We start from the raw sequence: 17694 nt of genomic DNA, 5'->3' as shown, positions 1-17694 counted from the left end.
CCGGGGCGTGGGGCGGGGGGGGGTGGGGACTCGACCGGGTTTCTCCTTAGGCGCATCGCGTTGATGCGTAGCGCCTGGTCTCTGGTTCACGCGTGCCGGATCGACGCCTTCAGCGGACGCTGGCGACCGCGTCGGCGCGGCCGTCGTTGATCGTCACCCAGACGCCGGAATTGGTATCCGACTGTCGCTTGAGGTAGGTGTAGTCGGTGTCCGTCCAGGACAGGACCTTGGTTTCCAGATTGTCGAGGATGAATTCGCCGAGGCTGGTGCGCACGGTCAGCACCGCGTGGCCGTCACCGTTCGGCTGGCGCGCGACCGTCATCAACAGGTTGCCGGCCGGAACGCCGGCGTCCATCAGCTCGCGGCGCTTTTCCAGCGCGTAGTCCTCGCAATCGCCATAGCCATTGTCGGGATAGGCCCAATATTCCTCGACGCCGTTGTTTTCCATGTCGGTGCGCGGCTTGACGCGGGTATTGACCGAATTGTTGATGCTGAGGATCGTCGCCCACAGCTTGCGGGTCAGTTCGACCGGCGCCCCCTTGGGTGTCCGCTCGCTGCATTCGCCCGGTATGCGCTGGCAGAATTCATAGTGTCCGACAGGCTGTGTGGTGCGGCCGCCGGTGTGCATATAGGCCGGTCCCGCGGCATATGCTGATCCCCAAGCGGAAAGCTGCATCGCCATTGCCATCAGCAACAGCTTGCCTCTCGTTTTCTTCATTGTTTTTGTCTCCCCGTTCGAGGGAGACATTGCCACAGGTGGATTTATTCGACGCAAAAGCGCGCAGTAGATATTGAGTAAAACGTCCCTAGAATAGGTATCAAATTTGAAACTTTTGAGTGGTCAATCGTTGTCGTAAAATACAAAAAACCGGCCGCGCGGCCGGTTTTGATCTGGACGCTGTTGGGCCTTGTCAGGCGCGCGGCGTGTTGAATTCCGAATCGAGCGTCTCAGGCCGCTGGATAACGGCGAATTCGATGGCGACGCCATCCTCGAAATGCCGCACGATCTGTCCGCGCATGGTGCCGAGCATGACCTGGACGCCGATCGCCGGCTTGACATCGATCTCGATCGCGGCGCCGGAGAGCGACAGGTCGATGATGCGGCACTGGTACTGACGCCCGTCGGTGAGCTGCAGGATGCTGGTCGGGTTGCGGGGGGCGACGCGCTCGTGGCGGCGGTCTTCCGGCAGATCGAGCTCGTGCTTGTTGGCGAGCCACGTCAATTGCGCGGCGAGCTTGTCCTTCTTGCGGTCCGACGCAATCACCGTCATTGCGAAACCGTCCTGCAAGGTGCGGGTGACGACGCCTTCTATGCGGCCGATATGGTCGACATAGGCGATGACCTTTTCACCGGGCATGCCGATGCGGTCCGTGCGAAACGCGACGTTACCCGGCGACATATCGACGACCTGGCAAGGATGTTCGGTGCGGTCTTCCAGCATGAAGCGCCCGTATATCTTGACCCGGACGCGCTGAAAGTTACGTCTCTCAGCTTGGGACGGCGCGTAGTCGACCGCCGCTAACCTCATGACTGCCTACACCCCATTTGGCATCCCCGCGCGCCGATGTCAGGGACTTCATCCCAGAACTACAGCAAAGCGGGTTAACAAAGGGGAAAAACGGGCAGGCGGGGCTGTAGGATCGTCAACTATTCCTCGCGCCCGCCATCGAAGACGACGAGGTGGCGGATGCGGCGCGCTCGGCCGAGCGCGGAGATGGTTTCGGGCGCCTCCAGTTCGGCGGGAACAAGCGAGGGAACGTCGATCGCCGGCCGGCTCGCCAGCAACTCTTTTTCGGGATCGATGACACGGATCGAATCGATCAACGCGTCCGTGAGCGGGTCGGCGCCCAGCCAGAACGGCTTCTCCACAGCGCTGATCACGCCAAGGCAACGCGGGTTTTCGACGCCGCCATCCAGCGGCAAGGCAAGCAGTTCGAACTTGTTGGAACGGCCGTTGCGGCTGAAGCCCTCGAACATGATCAGCACGACGGATTTCTGGTCGAACACGCCATGGATCAGCTTCGAGACCAGCCGCTGGTCCTTCTCGCGCCACAGCGAGGGAAAGGAGAACCCCTTGAGTTCGCGGCCATAGGAGGCGCAGAGCCTTGTGCCGGCCAGCCGGAACACCGCTTGCCCGCGCGTGTCCCTTTCCAGGATGAAGGTGTCGGCCAGCAGCGACTTGATATCGGCCGGCTCCACTTCCGAGCGCTTCGGGGCAGGGCGTCCATCACGCAAGCGGTTCCAATACTGGAACAGCGTGATCGATCCGTTCTGGTTCATGCTAAGCAGCTCCGCGCATTCTGTCGTCTGATGTCCCATCGGTGAACAGAAGGGCGCCCTCCGATGACCTACATGCGTTGCGGAGCAGGAAGCGTGCCAGCGTCGTTAACACTTGTTCACGGGTCGGGGCCGTTAAGGTTAACAAGTGGTTTACGTTGCGCCCGGTCGAGCCGCGTGGCACACAAAAACCACTCCAGAAGCGGTCGTTTCGCGACGATCGGCAGCACTTCAGTCAAGAGTTCGGGGGAACAGGGGACTCGACAGCCGTTCAAGGGAAACCTTGGACGGCTTTCTTTTGATTCGGCACTTTTGATTCGCGCTCGGCGATTCGCCCTTTGTGGTCCGGCGGGCAGTGGTCTAGATGCTCGCAACAACGAATCCTGGACCGAGTGCTAGTGCACATGAGTGAACCTGTAAGCCCACCGGAAATAGAACAGGCGGATCGCGAGCCCGAGCCGCGTCGCGAGCCGATCTTCAACCTGCCGCCGATCGTGCTGGCGGTGATCGCCATTTGCGTGGCCATCTACCTGTTGCAGCAATACGTGCTGAGTGATGCTCAGCAAATGACACTGCTTTACGACGGAGCCTTCATCCCTGTCCTCTACACTGGCCAATACGGCTTCGACTGGTTCCTGTTCACGCGGCCCTTCACCTATGCCTTCATGCATGGTGGATTTGCCCATATCGCCATCAACATGGTCTGGCTCGCTGCCTTTGGCTCGCCGCTGGCCAATCGGCTCGGAGCCTTCTGGTTCGCGTTGTTCTTCGCCGCGACGGGACTGGCTTCAGTGGCGCTTTTCTGGGCCATGCATCCATATGGCGAAGCGCCGCTGGTCGGCGCTTCCGGTGCGATATCGGGCATGATGGGAGCGGCGGCACGCTTTGGCTTCCGTACGGATCGTTCGGCGGGCAAAGCCGCTTTCGCCGGCCCCGTGCTGCCGATCGCAATGGTGCTGCGCTCGCGTGGCGTGATGATCTTCCTTGCCGTTTGGATGGTGATCAACCTTGTCACCGGCCTTGTCGGCTTCGCCCCCGGGGTCGACAGCCAGATCGCCTGGGAGGCTCACATTGGCGGCTTTGTCGCCGGCTTCTTCAGCTTGCGCTGGTTCGACAGGCGCTGGCAGCCGCTCGACTGGGAGACGACCGACCACCGCACTTGAAATGCAACCGATCGCGGCGCACGATGTTCACTCTTACGTGAAAGCCGGTCACGGCAGGAACCGGTTGGCAGAGTAGAGGAGGACGCCATGACGGTTAAGGCCATTCTCGAGCAAAAAGGCCACGACGTGTTGACGCTCGGGCCGAACGAAAAACTGAGCGAAGCCATCCGTATCCTTGCCGAACACAGGATCGGGGCGTTGGTCATCACCAATGGAGACCGCAAGATCGTCGGCATCCTGTCCGAGCGCGACATCGTGCGCGTCGTCGCCAGGGAAGGCGCTGCCGCGCTCGACATAGCCGTTCGTTCCGCGATGACGCCGAAAGTGAAGATCTGCAACGAGAACCACACCGTCAACGAGGTGATGGAGATCATGACCCGGGGCCGCTTCCGCCATCTTCCGGTGGAAAAGGACGGCATGCTCGACGGCATCGTGTCGATCGGTGACGTGGTCAAGCGTCGTATCGAGGATGTCGAGCGCGAGGCTGAGGAAATCCGCGCCTATATCGCTACCGCCTGAGCGGCAAGCAACCGCCGGCCGCGCAAACGGTCGGCGGGGCGATAGTTACCTGTTGTCGAGTTCGGAGCGGACGAGTTGGAGCCCGCGCCGCGTGATGCGGTAGGGGCCGCCGCCCGACGACGAAACCGCCTTCTTGCGCTTCAGCTCCCGAAACAGGTCGAGATCGACGTCGGGGTAGTGCCAGCCGTCGCGGGTCAGGCATTTGACGGAGGCGATCCGTTTCTTCTCACTTTTTTCGATCTCAATGCGTCCGCCCTGCGCGAGCAGGTGCAGAACGCGTTGTTCAATACGCGAAATATCCATGGGAGAGTTTCCGGGAAAACAACAAAAGCCGCCGCCGCGAAGCTTCGCGGCGCGGGGTTTCAGGTTTTCTGCCCTGCCTCGCTACAAGGTCAGGGCCTTACCGGGACTGAGCGTAAGTGGACATCCACTCTCCATTGGGATGGATGGCCTATAGGCGAAAGCGGCGGAAAAGGCCAGCGGGCGGCTTTACGCTTGTCTCGCGATGCGGTTTGCACTAGCGAATGACTTTAATTTTTAACGTGAAACTCACGTCCGAACGTGAGTTCGATCCCCGTAATTCGCAGGCCACCATGAGCATCATCGATACCCGCACGCCCGACGCGAAACGCCTGATCCCCGGCGCCACCGGCGACTGGGAAATCATCATCGGGCTCGAGGTCCACGCGCAGGTGACATCGGAAGCAAAACTCTTTTCCGGCGCTTCGACGTCGTTCGGCGCTGCCCCCAACGCCAATGTCAGCCTGGTCGATGCGGCAATGCCCGGCATGCTCCCCGTCATCAATGAGGAATGCGTCAAGCAGGCGATCCGTACCGGCCTCGGCTTGAAGGCGCAGATCAACCACAAGTCCGTCTTCGACCGGAAGAACTATTTCTACCCGGACCTGCCGCAGGGCTACCAGATCTCGCAGTTCAAGCAGCCGATCGTCGGCGAGGGCACGGTGATCGTCTCCGTCGGGCCGGACCGCCAGGGCGAGTTCGAGGACATCGAGGTCGGCATCGAGCGCCTGCATCTGGAGCAGGACGCCGGCAAGTCGATGCACGACCAGCATCCGACCATGTCCTATGTCGATCTCAACCGCTCCGGCGTGGCGCTGATGGAAATCGTGTCGAAACCGGACATGCGTTCGGCCGACGAAGCCAAGGCCTATGTCACCAAGCTGCGCACCATCGTGCGCTATCTCGGCACCTGCGACGGCAACATGGACGAAGGCTCCATGCGCGCGGACGTCAACGTTTCGGTGCGCCGGCCGGGCGGCGAATTCGGCACGCGCTGCGAGATCAAGAACGTCAATTCGATCCGCTTCATAGGCCAGGCGATCGATTTCGAGGCGCGCCGGCAGATCGCTATCATCGAGGATGGCGGCACGATTGACCAGGAAACGCGGCTGTTCGACGCCGTCAAGGGCGAAACCCGTTCGATGCGCACCAAGGAAGAGGCGCACGACTACCGCTATTTTCCAGATCCCGACCTGTTGCCGCTGGAATTCGACCAGGCCTATGTCGAAGCGCTGGCCAAGGAACTGCCGGAACTGCCCGACGACAAGAAGGCGCGATTGATCTCCTCGCTCGGCCTCTCGACTTACGATGCCTCGATCCTGGTGTCGGAAAAGCCGATCGCCGACTATTTCGAGAAGGTGGCCGCCGGCCGCGACGGCAAGCTCGCCGCCAACTGGGTCATCAACGACCTGCTCGGACAATTGAACAAAGCTGGCAAAGACATTGAAAACGCTCCGGTTTCGCCAGACCAGCTCGGCGCTATCATCGACCTGATCAAGGATGGCACCATCTCCGGCAAGATTGCCAAGGACCTGTTCGAGATCGTCTGGAACGAGGGCGGCGACCCGCGCCAACTGGTCGAGAGCCGCGGCATGAAACAGGTTACCGACACCGGCGCTATCGAAAAAGCGGTGGACGAGGTGATCGCGGCCAACCCGGACAAGGTCGAGCAGGCGCGCGCCAAGCCGACCATGGCCGGCTGGTTCGTCGGCCAGGTGATGAAGGCGACCGGCGGCAAGGCCAACCCACAGGCCGTCAATGACCTGGTCAAGGCCAAGCTGGGCATCGAGTAGGCTATGTTCGTGCGCACCGCCGGGGATCGCGACCTCGCCGCCATCCGGGCGCTGCTGGTCGAGACTTGGCATGCGACTTACGACGCCATCTATGGCGCCGAACGGGTGACAGAGATCACCGATGCGTGGCATTCGATCGCCTCGCTCAAGGCGCGGCTGGCGAAGCCAAACAGCGAGTTCCTCGTCGCCGACGATGGCCAGCGCATTGGCGGCATGGCATTTGCCGAAGCGCTCGATGGCGGCGTGGTCATGCTGAAGCAGCTTTACGTGCAGCCCGGCCTGCAGGGCCGGGGCATCGGCGGCATGCTTCTCGACGAGATCATCGAAAGCTTCCCTGAGGCCCGCGCCATCCGGCTGGAAGTGGAAGAGAAGAACACGCGCGCAATTGCCTTCTACCAGGCGAACGGCTTCGTCCAGACCGGCCGCACCGACAATTGCGGTTCGGCCCAATCCGCTATCCCGGCGCTCGTCTATGAAAGGCCGCTTGCCGCATAGCGGCGGACCTTTCGGGTGCGCAATCCGGCGGTCGAATTCAGCGATCGAGCCGCAGTCTAACTGGTGGAGACGTCCACATTGTCGATCAGCCTGGTCTTGCCCAGCCAGGCGGCGGCGAGCAGGCGGCCCTCGTGCCCGCGGCGCCACGGCGTCAGCGTCCGGCTCTCGCGAGCTTCGACATAATCGATCTTGTGGAAGCCGGCCGCGAGTAGGGCGCGGCTGGCTTCGCCTGTCGCGCCGTTCTGGTCGGCGCCGGCCGCCAGCGCCGCGGCTGCCTTGCGCAGGATCACGTTGAGCCGGCGGGCGATCTGGAGTTCGGCCTCGCCGAGATAGGCGTTACGCGATGACATGGCGAGGCCATGCGCGTCGCGGATCGTCGGCGCGCCGATGATTTCAACGGGCAGGTCGAGGTCGCGGCAGAGCTGCCTGACGACGCACAATTGCTGATAATCCTTTTCGCCAAAGACCGCGACGTCGGGCGACGCCTGCAGGAACAGCTTCGCCACGACGGTGGCGACGCCTTCGAAAAAAGTCGGTCGAAAATCCGATTCGAGCCCGGCGGAGGGACCGCCGACCGAGATTTTGGTGGCAAAGCCGGCAGGATACATCTCACCAACCCCAGGCGTGTAGGCAAGATCGGCTCCGGCCAAAGCCAGCTGGTCGAGATCGCGGGCGAGCTGACGTGGATATTTGTCGAGATCCTCGCTCGGCGCGAACTGCGTCGGGTTGACAAAGATCGAGACGATGCAGCGCTCGGCTCTTTCAAGCGCGATCCTGACCAGCGACAGGTGCCCTTCGTGCAAGGCGCCCATTGTCGGCACCATGGCGACGCGAAGGCCGTCGCGCCGCCAGTCGCGGATCCGCGCGCGAAGGCCGGCGACCGTGTCGACGACGAGGGGCCGGCTCATCGGTTGTCCTTGCCCAAGGTGGCCGAAAACACATTTTCGGAACCGGGGAATGTCCGGTCTCGTACCTCGCTGGCGTAACGTGCGGCCGCCTGCGAGACCACGCTGCGCAAATCGGCGTACTCCTTGACGAATTTCGGCACGCGGTCGACGGTGAGCCCGACCATGTCGTCTATGACCAGGATCTGGCCGTCGCAAACGCCACTCGCGCCGATGCCGATAGTCGGAATGGCGATGCGGCGGGTGATTTCGGCCGCGACCGCTTCGACCGTGCCCTCGATGACCATCGAAAAGGCGCCGGCTTCTTCGACGGCGCGCGCATCGGCAAACAGCGCTGCCGCATTCTCGTCGGTCCGGCCCTTGATCCTGTAGCCGCCATCCTTCTCGACGGATTGCGGCAGCAGGCCGATATGGCCCATGACCGCGATGCCGGCATCGACGACCGCGGCGATCTGCCGGGCCATACCGACGCCGCCCTCGAGTTTCACAGCCTGGCAGCCGGTTTCGCCAACGATACGCCGCGCCGAGGCAACCGCTTGGGCAGCCGAATCCTCATAGCTGCCGGCTGGCATGTCGACGACGACGCAAGCCCTGGCCGAGCCGCGCATCACCGCTTGCCCATGCGCGATCATCATCTCCAGCGAGGCGCCCAGCGTCGTTTTGTGGCCATGCAGGACCATTGCGACGCTGTCGCCGACGAGGAGCAGATCGACATGCTCGTCGAGCAGGCGGGCGATGGGGTAGGTATAGGCGGTGAGACAGACGATTGGCACGCCACGCTTGCGGCGGCGAATGGCATCGGCGCCGATGCGAATGTCGGCGGTCGGCGATTCCCTGGCCAATCGTCACCTCCTTCGGCCAAGGGTCGGCCGGATACCCGCACGGGGCGCGCGCGCAGAGCTTTAGAAAGGCTGAGGGTGGTTGGCAAGCACCATACGGCGCCGGCAATGCATCACCGGCTTGTGTCGCCTTACCGGCGCGCCATTTGCGCCCTCTTGGCGGCAAGCCCCTTGCCTTCACGAAGGGCTGACGCCATAAGCAGGAAACGGACGCCATCGGCGCGAGGGTTTGAAGATGAAGACTTTCCTTAAGCAGTTTTTCACCTGGTGGAACGGCCAGACGCTTGGCACGCGCCTGCACACCTGGCGGCACGGCAGGAAGGTCGGGCAGGACGAGGTGGGCAACGTCTACTACGAAGGCGGTGTCGATTCCGAAGGACGCACGCGCCGCTGGGTCATCTATCGCGATTATTCCGAGGCTTCTTCTATCCCGCCCGGCTGGCACGGCTGGATTCATCACCGCGTCGACGTCGCGCCGCCGAGCGACGATTACAAGCCGCGCGACTGGCAGAAACCGCATCAACCGAACCTGACCGGCTCGCCCTCAGCCTATCGTCCGAAGGGCTCGGTGCTGACCAACCAGCACCGCCCGCAGGTCACCGGCGACTACGACGCCTGGACGCCCGGATCATAAGCGGGCGTCGATCCTTTATCGCCACAATTGGTGTTTAGCTGCTTGCTGATCAGAAAACGGCGACTAGCCTTTGTGATAGAGAATCACCCGGGCGCTAACCACCGGTATCCCTGCATGAGCATTTCCAGCCTGACATCGATGGGCGCACTGATGGTAGCCGCCGGGCTCACCGTTGGCACAGCGGCACTTGCCGCTTCGCCAACGCCGGCCGCACCCGCGCCAGCGCCGGGGTCGGATCGAATCACCAACCCGGTCGCCGAATTCGCCGGCATTGACAAGATCACCGGCCGCATCATCACCTTCGACGTCTATATCGACGAGACGGTGCAGTTCGGTGCTTTGCAGGTGACGCCGCGCGTCTGCTACTCTCGGCCGCAGAACGAGGAGCCGAAGACCGATTCTTTTGTCGAAGTCGACGAGATCACGCTCGACCGCAAGATCCGCCGCATCTTCACTGGCTGGATGTTTGCCGAAAGCCCTGGTCTCAATGCCGTCGAGCATGCCGTCTATGACGTCTGGCTGAAGGCCTGCAAGCAGAAGTCGGATGTGCCAGCGCCCGATTCGGCCAAGACCGATGCGGCCAAGCCCGATACGGCCCAGCCGAATGCCACGGCCGCTCCGGCTGCGGCCGAACCGGAAGCCACGGAACCGCCTACGACCAGCACCAACTGATCCTTCGGAACCGCCCTGAGGGCAACGCGTTGGGCCCTGACGGCCACACGATGCGCGCCGGGAGGATTTTCCGATGTCTGCCAGAAAGCGGATCACCGCCAGCATCAAGGAACTGCTTGAGCTCGAAAAGGGCTTCTGGACAGGCGATTCGGCATTTTTCGCGGCCAATGCCGACACCGAGTGCCTCGTGGCATTTCCGCAGATGGCCCAGACCATGAGCAATGCCGATCTCGCCGAAACCGCCGCCGATCCCAAGCGATGGCGTGATCTCGAGATCGATCTCAAGGGCGTGGTCGAACCAGGCAGCGACATCGTCATCCTGGCCTATGAGGCGCATGCCGTGAAGGGCAATGGCGAAGCCTACGCGGCGCTGGTCAGCACCGGCTATGTCCATCGCGTCAACGGCTGGAAGATGATGTTCCATTCGCAGGCTCCGCTGGAAACGAAGGTCCGCTGACGGGCTGGATCATCAGGGGAAAAACACCGCTTCACCCTTCAGCGCGTCGGCCAGCATCTTCTCGTATTTGCCGCGCGGCACGTCGATTGCGCCGAAGCGCTTGAGGTGTTCGGTGGTGAACTGCGTGTCGAGCAGTGCGAAACCGCGCGCCTGCAGGCGTTCGACGAGATGCACAAGGCAGATCTTCGAAGCATCCGTTTCCCGGGAAAACATGCTTTCGCCGAAGAACACCCTCCCCAGGGAGACACCGTAGAGGCCGCCGACCAGCCGCTCCTCGCGCCAGGCCTCGACAGAATGGCAATGGCCGATGCGATGCAACTGCACATAGGCCTCCCGGATCGGCGCGTTGATCCAGGTGGAACGGCGCTCCTCGCGCCTTTCGGCGCAGCCATCGATCGTCGCCTCGAAATCGAAGTCGAAACGGATGTCGAAGAGGTTTCGCCGAAGCGCCTTCTTCAGACTTTTCGGCGTGTGGAAGCGGTCGAGCGGAATGATGCCGCGCGTCTCCGGCCGCACCCAGAACACTTCCGGATCGGCGGCGCTTTCGGCCATCGGGAAGACGCCCGAGGCGTAGGCCTTGAGCAGAAGGTCGGTCGGGATACGATAGCCTGGCGCGTAGGGGCGAGTCATCGCTTCATTATAGCGGCAAGTCCGGGGCTATTCGCCTTTGGCCAGATATTTTTCCAGCCAGTGGATGTCATAGTCGCCATTGGCGATGTCGGCGTTGCCGACGAGGTCGCGAAACAGCGGCAACGTCGTCTTGATTCCGTCGACGACGAATTCGTCCAGTGCCCGGCGCAGCCGCATCATGCATTCGACGCGGTTGCGCCCGTGCACGATCAGCTTGCCGATCAGGCTGTCGTAGTAAGGCGGGATCTTGTACCCTGAATAGACGCCGGAATCGACACGGATGCCAAGGCCGCCTGGCGTGTGGAAATGGGTGATCGTGCCGGGCGAGGGCGTGAAGGTGCGCGGATCCTCTGCATTGATGCGGCACTCGATGGCATGGCCCTGGAAGCGGATGTCTTCCTGCTTGACCGAAAGACCGCCGCCCGAGGCGACACGGATCTGCTCATGCACCAGATCGATGCCAGTGATAGCCTCCGTCACCGGATGCTCTACCTGCAGGCGCGTGTTCATCTCGATGAAATAGAACTCGCCATTCTCGTAGAGGAACTCGATCGTGCCGGCGCCGGAATAGCCGAGGTCGGCGATGGCGTTGGCGCAGATATCGCCGATGCGCGAGCGTTCCTCGGCGTTGAGCGCGGGTGAATTGGCCTCTTCCCAGACTTTCTGGTGGCGGCGCTGCAAGGAGCAGTCGCGCTCGCCGAAATGCACGCCCCGGCCAAAGCCGTCGCCGAACACCTGAACCTCGATATGGCGCGGCTTTTGCAGGTACTTTTCAATATAGACGGCGTCATCGCCGAAGGCCGCGCCCGCTTCCGAGCGGGCCGTCTGCAAGGCGACTTCGAGGTCGGCCTCGGTATGCGCCACTTTCATGCCGCGTCCGCCGCCGCCGGCCGACGCCTTGATGATCACGGGATAGCCGATCTCTGCGGCGATGCGCTTGGCCTCCTTTTCCTCGGTCACCGCACCGTCGGAGCCGGGAACCACCGGAATGCCGAGGCGCTTGGCGGTGCGCTTGGCTTCGATCTTGTCGCCCATGATACGGATATGGTCGCCGGTCGGACCGATAAAGGTAATGTTGTGCGCGGCCAATATGTCGGAAAACTTGGCGTTCTCCGACAGGAAACCGTAGCCGGGATGCACGGCGTCGGCGCCGGTGATCTCGCAGGCGGCGACGATCTGGTGGATATTGAGGTAGCTGTCGCGCGATGGCGGTGGCCCGATGCATACGCTCTCGTCGGCGAGCCGAACATGCATGGCGTCGGCGTCGGCGGTCGAGTGCACCACCACCGTCTGGATGCCAAGCTCCTTGCAGGCACGCAGCACCCGAAGCGCGATTTCGCCGCGATTGGCGATGAGAATCTTCTGGAACATTAGGGCCGCTCTACTCGATCACGACGAGCGGCATGCCGTATTCGACCGGCTGTGCGTCCTCGAACAGGATCGCCGTCACCGTGCCGGCGCGCGGCGAGGGGATCTGGTTCATCGTCTTCATCGCTTCGATGATCAGCAGCGTCTGCCCTTCCTTGACGTTCTGGCCGATCTCGATGAACGGCTTGGCATCCGGCGAGGGCGCCAGGTAGGCGGTGCCGACCATGGGGGAGGCCACGGCGTTTTTCGACACGTCGGCCGCGGCCGGAACGGCTGCGGTGGCAGGTTGGGCCGCCGGCGCCGGCGCAAAGGCCGGCTGCGGCGCGGCTATCGCGTGAACGGCCGGTGCCTGCCGCGATACGCGCACCTTCAGGTCACCCAGCTCGACTTCGATCTCGGTGAGATTGGTGTCGTTCAGTATGCCCGCCAGGTCGCGGATCAGCTGCTGGTCAACACCGGTCTTCTTTATCGACATTTTCGAGCCTTCTGTTTGTTGGCCGGTCATAGGCGTGCGGCCAGCGCCTGAAGCGCCAGCGTGTAGCCGAGCGGCCCAAAGCCACAGATCATGCCGACAGCGACCGGCGCGACCATGGAGACGTGGCGGAATGATTCCCGCGCATGGATATTGGAAAGATGGACCTCGGCGACCGGCAGCGGCGCCACGGAACGAATGGCGTCGTGAATCGCGATCGAGGTGTGGCTATAGGCGCCGGGATTGATGACGATGCCGGCGGCCTTGTCGCCGGCTTCCTGGATCCAGTCGACGAGGTCGCCCTCGTGGTTCGACTGGCGGAAATCGATTTCGAGCCCGAGCGCCGCGCCCGCCTCTCTGCAGTCGTCCGCGATGGTGGCAAGCGTCTTGCCGCCATAGATGCCAGGCTCGCGCTTGCCGAGCGCGTTGAGATTGGGACCGTTCAGGACGAAAACCGTTTTCAAAAAATGCCGACCTTTTCCGGCACCGGCGTCAAACCGGCGCTGGGCCCTCTATAATGGGCATAGACGCCCGCGGAAAGAGCGCAAGTGCGTTCTTTCACTGTCCACAACAGGCAGAAATGCGCCCGTGAAGAAAACCCGCGGCCGATCAAAGCGCGGCTTTCGCCGCCTCGATCTTCTCCGCCAGGACTTCCTGTCCGAGCGCCCCGAACACGACCTCGTTGCCGACGACATAGGACGGCGTTCCGGTGATCGCCAGCTTGTTGGCGAGATCGTAGGTCTTGGAGAAGGCTTCGGTGATGGACGGGTCCTTCATCTTTTCACGCAGCGTCGCTTCGTCGGCGCCGAGCGAAAGCGCGACCTTGATCGCCGCCGCCTCGGTGGCGCGTCCCTGGCCGCCGAGCAGCGCATTGTGGAACTCACCGTACTTCTGCGGCATCATCAGGTGGAAGGCCATCGAGACGACGCTGGCCTTCTGCGAATCCGGGCCGAGGATCGGGAACTCCTTGAGCACGAAACGCAGGTCCGGATCGGCCTTGGTCAGCGCCTGCATGTCTTCGATGGCGCGTTTGCAGAAGCCGCAATTGTAGTCGTAGAACTCGACGATCGTGACCTTGCCTTTCGGGTTTCCGACCACGCCGTCGAAGGAGGAGTTGAAGATCTGCTCCTTGGCGCCCTTGATGACGCCGAGATGGGCAATGCGCTGCTCTTCTTTCTGCTTGGCCTCGAGCGCATCCTGGACTTCCAGCAGCACTTCCGGATTCTTCAGGAGATAATCGCGGATGATGCCTTCGACCTCGGTGCGGTCGATCTTGGTATCGGCCGCTGCCGTCTGAAGCGGTTGCGCCGCACCGGCTTCCGCGATTTGCGGGCTGCCGGCCACGAAACCGAACGCCAGCATGGCAAGGGCTATCGCAACTCCCGTGGTGCCCAGCAGCAGTGCCTTTTTCATCGTTCCGTTCCTTTGCCTGTTTTCCGATCTGGCTGCGTCGCAGCGCACGGCCGGAAGGTTCACTATACCTTGCCCGACGGCTTGTAGTTTATGATGTCCTGGGCGCGTATCCATCGCGGCTCGCCGCGTTTGAGTTGCTGCTGCGCTCGCATGGCGAAGATCTTCGCATCCTTGTAGTTACCGGAATAGAAATGACCCTCGGCCGTGGCGAGCTCGGCGCCCGGTATGTCTCCCAATTCGCCATAGGCCTGCGCCAGATAGCGGTATCCCACGGAATTTTCCTTGTCGCGTCGCAAGCCGTTGTTGATCTGCACCACGGCCTTTTTCAGAGCGTCTGGGGTGCCCGTCGCCATCAACGCCTGGCCGAGCGAAACCGGCAGCAATCCAGATCGCGCCTTGTCGAGGCTGACTGCCTTGGCGTAGGCATCGGCAGCTTCCTTGGGCTTGTTCGCCTTCATCAATATATCGCCGCGCAATTCCTGGAAATAGGCGTTGCCGGGCTGGGCTTTGATCAAGGCGTTGGTCTTGGCGAGTGCGGTGGCGATGTTGCCGAAAAGATAGGCCGATTGGGCCTCGCCATACTGCGCGGCAAGGCTGCCCTGCATCTTTCGCATCAGCCGCGACGCGGCGGCCTGGCCTTCCATGTAGACAGCGATCTTCACCCGCATCATGTCGTGGCGCAATTGCAGTGCCGGCGCATCGACCTTGTCGAGATAGGGGCTCTGCTTGACCAGCACTTCGAGGTTGGAGATTCGATCGCGCGGCATTGGATGGCTGATCCGGTAGGGATCGACCTGCGCGCCCGACAGCGACAAGGCCGTCTGGAAACGCTGAAACGTCTTCAGCATGCCCATGCCGGACTGGCCGGTGGCGTTGAGATAGGTGATCGCCGAGCGGTCGGCCGTCATTTCCTCGGTGCGCTGATAGGCGAGAATGCTGCGCTGCGCCATCTCGCCGCCGCCAGCCGCCACGCCCACGCCGGCGCCGGCAAGTCCGCGGCTGTTGGTGGTCGCCCCGGCGACCATGGCGCCGGCGCCCAGCAAGGTTGCGATGATGGCCATCGTCTTGGCGCGCTCGAGCTGGTCACGCAGTTTCTGCTGGTGGCCGCCGGCGATATGGCCGGCCTCGTGGGCGATGACGCCGATGATCTCGTTGGGCGTTTCGGCTTCCATCAAGGCGCCCGTGTTGATGAACAGCCTGCGTCCGGTGACGAAGGCATTGAAGCTCTGGTCGTTGACCAGGACGATGTCGATGCCGTCATTCGCCAGACCGGCGGCCTTGAAGATCGGGCCGGCGTAGTCGCGCACCAGCGCCTCGATCTCGGCATCGCGCACCACCGGCACGTTCTGGGCCAAGGCGCTGATGGAACCAGACACCGCGACGGCGACGCCAAGCGAAAGCGTCGCAAGGACGCGCGCTACCCAGGCAACCATCGATTTGGGTCGGCTCAACATGACGTGTCCACTGGTAGACGAGCGGGCGAAAGATGAAAAGTCGGCACCGGAAAAACTTCCTCAACTTGTGATCCTCACACCAATCGGGCATTTGTGCGGCGCATGCGCCAGGACGTGGTGCGCTCAATCGTCGGATCGAGGTCAAAATGGTCGTTTCGCTCTCACGCCGTGGCAATGTCGAACCCTTCCACGCCATGGATGTGCTGGCCGAGGCGAACCGGCTGAGAGCGACGGGCGCGCCGGTCATTTCCATGGCCGTCGGCCAGCCGTCCGATCCGGCTCCGGCCCGCGTTCGTGCCGCGGCGGCCAGGGCTTTGCAGGACGGGCGTATTGGCTATACCGATGCGCTGGGCCTGGCTGGATTGCGCAAGGCGATCGCGGAACACTATGGGGATCACTACGGGCTTGATGTCGCGCCCGACCGGATCGCGGTCACCACGGGATCCTCGGCCGCCTTCAATCTCGCCTTCCTGGCAATGTTCGATCCCGGTGACCGCGTCGCCATCGCAGCGCCCGGCTACCCCGCCTATCGCAACATCATGGCGGCGCTGGGCATCGAAGTGATCGAGATAGAGCTCGGCGATGCGGCATATCTTCATGCCGCTCACCTGGAGACCGCGCATCGCGAAAAACCGCTGAAGGGCGTGCTGTTCGCAAGTCCCGCCAACCCGACCGGCGCGGTCATTCCGGCCGATGATCTCGCGGACCTGGTCCGGACTGCGGAGGCGCTCGGCATTGCCGTCATCTCCGACGAGATCTACCACCGGCTGGCCTATGCGGCGCCCGACACCACGGCACTCGCCTTTGGCACCGGTGTCACGGCGATCAACTCCTTCTCGAAATACTATTGCATGACCGGCTGGCGCATCGGCTGGATGGTGCTGCCGGAAGCGCTGGTGCGGCCCATCGAGCGCATTGCGCAGAGCCTCTACATCTCGCCGCCGGAATTGTCGCAGGTCGCTGCAATCGAGGCCTTTGCCGCTACCGAGGAGCTGGAAGCGGTCAAGGGTCGCTATGCCTGGAACCGCGAGCTCCTGATGAAGCGTCTGCCGGAGCTCGGCTTTCCGCTGGCCGCACCGATGGATGGCGCCTTCTATGCCTTTTGCGACGTCACCCGGCACAGCAATGACAGCATGGCTTTCGCCCGCAAGATGCTGGCCGAGGCGCATGTCGCGGCCACGCCCGGCCGTGATTTCGACACCCAGGCCGGGCACCGCACCATGCGTTTCTCCTATGCCGGCAGCCATGACGACATGGTCGAGGCATTGGCGCGCATCGAACGCTGGCTGAGGTAGATCCATGCCGGAACTCGAGCACGCCCTGGCCGAAGTCGCGGTCGAAATGGCCGAACGCACCGATCGCGGCGAGGTCGCCACCTATATCCCGCAGCTCGGCAAGGTTGATCCCAAGAAATTCGGCATCGCAGCCGTCACCAATGACGGCCGTGTGCTGATGGCGGGCGACGCCGACCAGCCCTTTTCGATCCAGAGCATCTCGAAAGTGTTCACCTTGACGCTGGCGCTGGGCAATGTCGGCGACGCGCTGTGGAAGCGGGTAGGGCGCGAGCCTTCGGGCAATCCGTTCAACTCGATCGTGCAGCTCGAGCATGAGAACGGCATTCCGCGCAATCCCTTCATCAATGCCGGCGCCATTGTCATCTCCGACATCCTGCTTGCCGGCCACCAGCCGCGCGAGGCGATCGGCGAGATCCTGCGCTTCATCCAGTTCCTCGCCGACGACGAGACCATCATCATCGACCGTGAGGTGGCAGCGTCGGAGCGCGCCACCGGCTATCGCAACTTCGCGCTCGCCAACTACATGAAATCCTTCGGGAATCTTCATCATGCGCCGGAGCTGGCGCTCGGCGTCTATTTCCACCATTGCGCCATCGCCATGAGCTGCCGGCAGCTGGCGATGGCCGGCCGGTTCCTCGCCAATGGCGGCAAAAATCCGGCGACCGGACATTCCGTGGTGTCGGTCGAGCGGGCACGCCGCATCGGCGCCATGATGCTGACCTGCGGCCACTATGACGGCTCCGGCGATTTTGCCTTCCGCGTCGGCATTCCGGGCAAGAGCGGCGTCGGCGGCGGCATATTGGGCATCGTGCCCGGCGTCGCCTCGCTCGCCGTCTGGTCGCCCGGCCTCAACGCCAACGGCAATTCCAAGCTGGGCTCGATCGCCCTGGAAAAGCTTGCCAGGATGATGAACTGGTCGATCTTCGCGCCGTAACGTTCCGGCAAACCGGATATGAAAATCCCGCGCCGTCTTTCGACCGGCGCGGGATTTTTTATTCAGGAAGTCA

At 62.7% G+C, this 17694-nt stretch carries 21 protein-coding genes; 9 read left to right on the top strand and 12 right to left on the bottom strand.

Annotated features, from left to right (window positions below; all coding sequences use genetic code 11):
• Positions 1-109 precede the first annotated feature (109 nt).
• From LB541_RS27845 to LB541_RS27835, 3 genes are all read right to left on the bottom strand, one after another.
• Positions 110-718, bottom strand: coding sequence for a transglutaminase-like cysteine peptidase (locus LB541_RS27845; RefSeq protein WP_140517647.1), 609 nt, complete (start codon positions 716-718; stop codon positions 110-112).
• A gap of 193 nt (positions 719-911) precedes the next feature.
• Positions 912-1529 carry a PilZ domain-containing protein gene (locus tag LB541_RS27840; RefSeq protein WP_224620063.1) on the bottom strand — a complete coding sequence of 206 codons (618 nt, stop codon included), beginning with the start codon at positions 1527-1529 and terminating at the stop codon, positions 912-914.
• A 119-nt stretch (positions 1530-1648) separates the two neighbouring features.
• Complete coding sequence (locus LB541_RS27835) at positions 1649-2281, bottom strand: PAS domain-containing protein (RefSeq protein ID WP_140493687.1); 633 nt, start codon at positions 2279-2281, stop codon at positions 1649-1651.
• A 401-nt stretch (positions 2282-2682) separates the two neighbouring features.
• On the opposite strand from LB541_RS27835, the gene LB541_RS27830 reads away from it, so the two are divergent.
• Positions 2683-3441 (top strand): rhomboid family intramembrane serine protease, encoded by a 759-nt coding sequence (locus LB541_RS27830; protein WP_140561017.1) that lies wholly within the window; start codon positions 2683-2685, stop codon positions 3439-3441.
• Between the two features lie 87 nt (positions 3442-3528).
• Complete coding sequence (locus LB541_RS27825; protein ID WP_140493682.1) at positions 3529-3960, top strand: CBS domain-containing protein; 432 nt, start codon at positions 3529-3531, stop codon at positions 3958-3960.
• Positions 3961-4005: 45 nt separating this feature from the next.
• Here the strand turns inward: LB541_RS27825 and LB541_RS27820 are convergent, their stop codons facing one another.
• Positions 4006-4263, bottom strand: coding sequence for a YjhX family toxin (locus LB541_RS27820; protein WP_140517645.1), 258 nt, complete (start codon positions 4261-4263; stop codon positions 4006-4008).
• 290 nt (positions 4264-4553) lie between these two features.
• On the opposite strand from LB541_RS27820, the gene gatB reads away from it, so the two are divergent.
• Both gatB and LB541_RS27810 read left to right on the top strand, forming a co-directional pair.
• Positions 4554-6053, top strand: a complete 1500-nt coding sequence (gene gatB, locus LB541_RS27815; protein ID WP_140493678.1) for an Asp-tRNA(Asn)/Glu-tRNA(Gln) amidotransferase subunit GatB — start codon at positions 4554-4556, stop codon at positions 6051-6053.
• 3 nt (positions 6054-6056) lie between these two features.
• The gene (locus tag LB541_RS27810) at positions 6057-6548 is read left to right on the top strand and encodes a GNAT family N-acetyltransferase (protein ID WP_224620061.1); all 492 of its coding nucleotides are present in this window, start codon (positions 6057-6059) and stop codon (positions 6546-6548) included.
• A gap of 56 nt (positions 6549-6604) precedes the next feature.
• Here the strand turns inward: LB541_RS27810 and panC are convergent, their stop codons facing one another.
• Together panC and panB are read right to left on the bottom strand one after the other, a co-directional pair.
• Entirely contained in the window at positions 6605-7456 is an 852-nt protein-coding gene (panC, locus tag LB541_RS27805; protein ID WP_224620059.1) for a pantoate--beta-alanine ligase, read from the bottom strand.
• On the bottom strand, positions 7453-8295 hold the full coding sequence (gene panB, locus LB541_RS27800) for a 3-methyl-2-oxobutanoate hydroxymethyltransferase (RefSeq protein ID WP_140522120.1): 843 nt from the start codon (positions 8293-8295) through the stop codon (positions 7453-7455). Before panB ends, panC begins: the two co-directional genes overlap by 4 nt.
• Positions 8296-8527: 232 nt before the next feature.
• On the opposite strand from panB, the gene LB541_RS27795 reads away from it, so the two are divergent.
• From LB541_RS27795 to LB541_RS27785, 3 genes are all read left to right on the top strand, one after another.
• Complete coding sequence (locus LB541_RS27795) at positions 8528-8926, top strand: NADH:ubiquinone oxidoreductase subunit NDUFA12 (protein WP_140522122.1); 399 nt, start codon at positions 8528-8530, stop codon at positions 8924-8926.
• Between the two features lie 114 nt (positions 8927-9040).
• Entirely contained in the window at positions 9041-9598 is a 558-nt protein-coding gene (locus LB541_RS27790) for a DUF2155 domain-containing protein (protein ID WP_224620057.1), read from the top strand.
• A 73-nt stretch (positions 9599-9671) separates the two neighbouring features.
• On the top strand, positions 9672-10055 hold the full coding sequence (locus LB541_RS27785) for a hypothetical protein (RefSeq protein ID WP_140493667.1): 384 nt from the start codon (positions 9672-9674) through the stop codon (positions 10053-10055).
• Between the two features lie 12 nt (positions 10056-10067).
• On the opposite strand, the gene aat is transcribed toward LB541_RS27785, so the two are convergent.
• The 6 genes from aat to LB541_RS27755 form a co-directional block, all read right to left on the bottom strand.
• Positions 10068-10685 carry a leucyl/phenylalanyl-tRNA--protein transferase gene (aat, locus tag LB541_RS27780; protein ID WP_140517639.1) on the bottom strand — a complete coding sequence of 206 codons (618 nt, stop codon included), beginning with the start codon at positions 10683-10685 and terminating at the stop codon, positions 10068-10070.
• A gap of 27 nt (positions 10686-10712) precedes the next feature.
• On the bottom strand, positions 10713-12056 hold the full coding sequence (gene accC, locus LB541_RS27775; RefSeq protein ID WP_140493663.1) for an acetyl-CoA carboxylase biotin carboxylase subunit: 1344 nt from the start codon (positions 12054-12056) through the stop codon (positions 10713-10715).
• 10 nt (positions 12057-12066) lie between these two features.
• Complete coding sequence (gene accB, locus LB541_RS27770; RefSeq protein WP_140493661.1) at positions 12067-12528, bottom strand: acetyl-CoA carboxylase biotin carboxyl carrier protein; 462 nt, start codon at positions 12526-12528, stop codon at positions 12067-12069.
• 26 nt (positions 12529-12554) lie between these two features.
• Positions 12555-12989 (bottom strand): type II 3-dehydroquinate dehydratase, encoded by a 435-nt coding sequence (aroQ, locus tag LB541_RS27765; RefSeq protein ID WP_140493659.1) that lies wholly within the window; start codon positions 12987-12989, stop codon positions 12555-12557.
• A 145-nt stretch (positions 12990-13134) separates the two neighbouring features.
• Positions 13135-13938 (bottom strand): DsbA family protein, encoded by an 804-nt coding sequence (locus tag LB541_RS27760; RefSeq protein WP_140493657.1) that lies wholly within the window; start codon positions 13936-13938, stop codon positions 13135-13137.
• Positions 13939-14000: 62 nt separating this feature from the next.
• Positions 14001-15392, bottom strand: coding sequence for a M48 family metalloprotease (locus tag LB541_RS27755; protein ID WP_224620056.1), 1392 nt, complete (start codon positions 15390-15392; stop codon positions 14001-14003).
• Between the two features lie 146 nt (positions 15393-15538).
• Here LB541_RS27755 and LB541_RS27750 point away from each other — a divergent pair, with 146 nt between their 5' ends.
• Positions 15539-16687 (top strand): pyridoxal phosphate-dependent aminotransferase, encoded by a 1149-nt coding sequence (locus LB541_RS27750; RefSeq protein ID WP_140558692.1) that lies wholly within the window; start codon positions 15539-15541, stop codon positions 16685-16687.
• A gap of 4 nt (positions 16688-16691) precedes the next feature.
• Entirely contained in the window at positions 16692-17621 is a 930-nt protein-coding gene (locus LB541_RS27745; protein WP_140558693.1) for a glutaminase, read from the top strand.
• The last annotated feature ends 73 nt before the right edge of the window (positions 17622-17694 follow it).

The organism is Mesorhizobium sp. BR1-1-15 (assembly GCF_020165475.1).
GTDB lineage: Bacteria > Pseudomonadota > Alphaproteobacteria > Rhizobiales > Rhizobiaceae > Mesorhizobium.
This window is presented reverse-complemented; position numbering and strand designations above follow the sequence as displayed.

Bases quoted from the DNA above. Each gene is read 5' to 3' on its own strand.
- LB541_RS27845 (WP_140517647.1), bottom strand. From the start codon at position 718: ATGAAGAAAACGAGAGGCAAGCTGTTGCTGATGGCAATGGCGATGCAG.
- LB541_RS27840 (WP_224620063.1), bottom strand. From the start codon at position 1,529: ATGAGGTTAGCGGCGGTCGACTACGCGCCGTCCCAAGCTGAGAGACGT.
- LB541_RS27835 (WP_140493687.1), bottom strand. From the start codon at position 2,281: ATGAACCAGAACGGATCGATCACGCTGTTCCAGTATTGGAACCGCTTG.
- LB541_RS27830 (WP_140561017.1), top strand. From the start codon at position 2,683: ATGAGTGAACCTGTAAGCCCACCGGAAATAGAACAGGCGGATCGCGAG.
- LB541_RS27825 (WP_140493682.1), top strand. From the start codon at position 3,529: ATGACGGTTAAGGCCATTCTCGAGCAAAAAGGCCACGACGTGTTGACG.
- LB541_RS27820 (WP_140517645.1), bottom strand. From the start codon at position 4,263: ATGGATATTTCGCGTATTGAACAACGCGTTCTGCACCTGCTCGCGCAG.
- gatB (WP_140493678.1), top strand. From the start codon at position 4,554: ATGAGCATCATCGATACCCGCACGCCCGACGCGAAACGCCTGATCCCC.
- LB541_RS27810 (WP_224620061.1), top strand. From the start codon at position 6,057: ATGTTCGTGCGCACCGCCGGGGATCGCGACCTCGCCGCCATCCGGGCG.
- panC (WP_224620059.1), bottom strand. From the start codon at position 7,456: ATGAGCCGGCCCCTCGTCGTCGACACGGTCGCCGGCCTTCGCGCGCGG.
- LB541_RS27795 (WP_140522122.1), top strand. From the start codon at position 8,528: ATGAAGACTTTCCTTAAGCAGTTTTTCACCTGGTGGAACGGCCAGACG.
- LB541_RS27790 (WP_224620057.1), top strand. From the start codon at position 9,041: ATGAGCATTTCCAGCCTGACATCGATGGGCGCACTGATGGTAGCCGCC.
- LB541_RS27785 (WP_140493667.1), top strand. From the start codon at position 9,672: ATGTCTGCCAGAAAGCGGATCACCGCCAGCATCAAGGAACTGCTTGAG.
- aat (WP_140517639.1), bottom strand. From the start codon at position 10,685: ATGACTCGCCCCTACGCGCCAGGCTATCGTATCCCGACCGACCTTCTG.
- accC (WP_140493663.1), bottom strand. From the start codon at position 12,056: ATGTTCCAGAAGATTCTCATCGCCAATCGCGGCGAAATCGCGCTTCGG.
- accB (WP_140493661.1), bottom strand. From the start codon at position 12,528: ATGTCGATAAAGAAGACCGGTGTTGACCAGCAGCTGATCCGCGACCTG.
- LB541_RS27760 (WP_140493657.1), bottom strand. From the start codon at position 13,938: ATGAAAAAGGCACTGCTGCTGGGCACCACGGGAGTTGCGATAGCCCTT.
- LB541_RS27755 (WP_224620056.1), bottom strand. From the start codon at position 15,392: ATGTTGAGCCGACCCAAATCGATGGTTGCCTGGGTAGCGCGCGTCCTT.
- LB541_RS27750 (WP_140558692.1), top strand. From the start codon at position 15,539: ATGGTCGTTTCGCTCTCACGCCGTGGCAATGTCGAACCCTTCCACGCC.
- LB541_RS27745 (WP_140558693.1), top strand. From the start codon at position 16,692: ATGCCGGAACTCGAGCACGCCCTGGCCGAAGTCGCGGTCGAAATGGCC.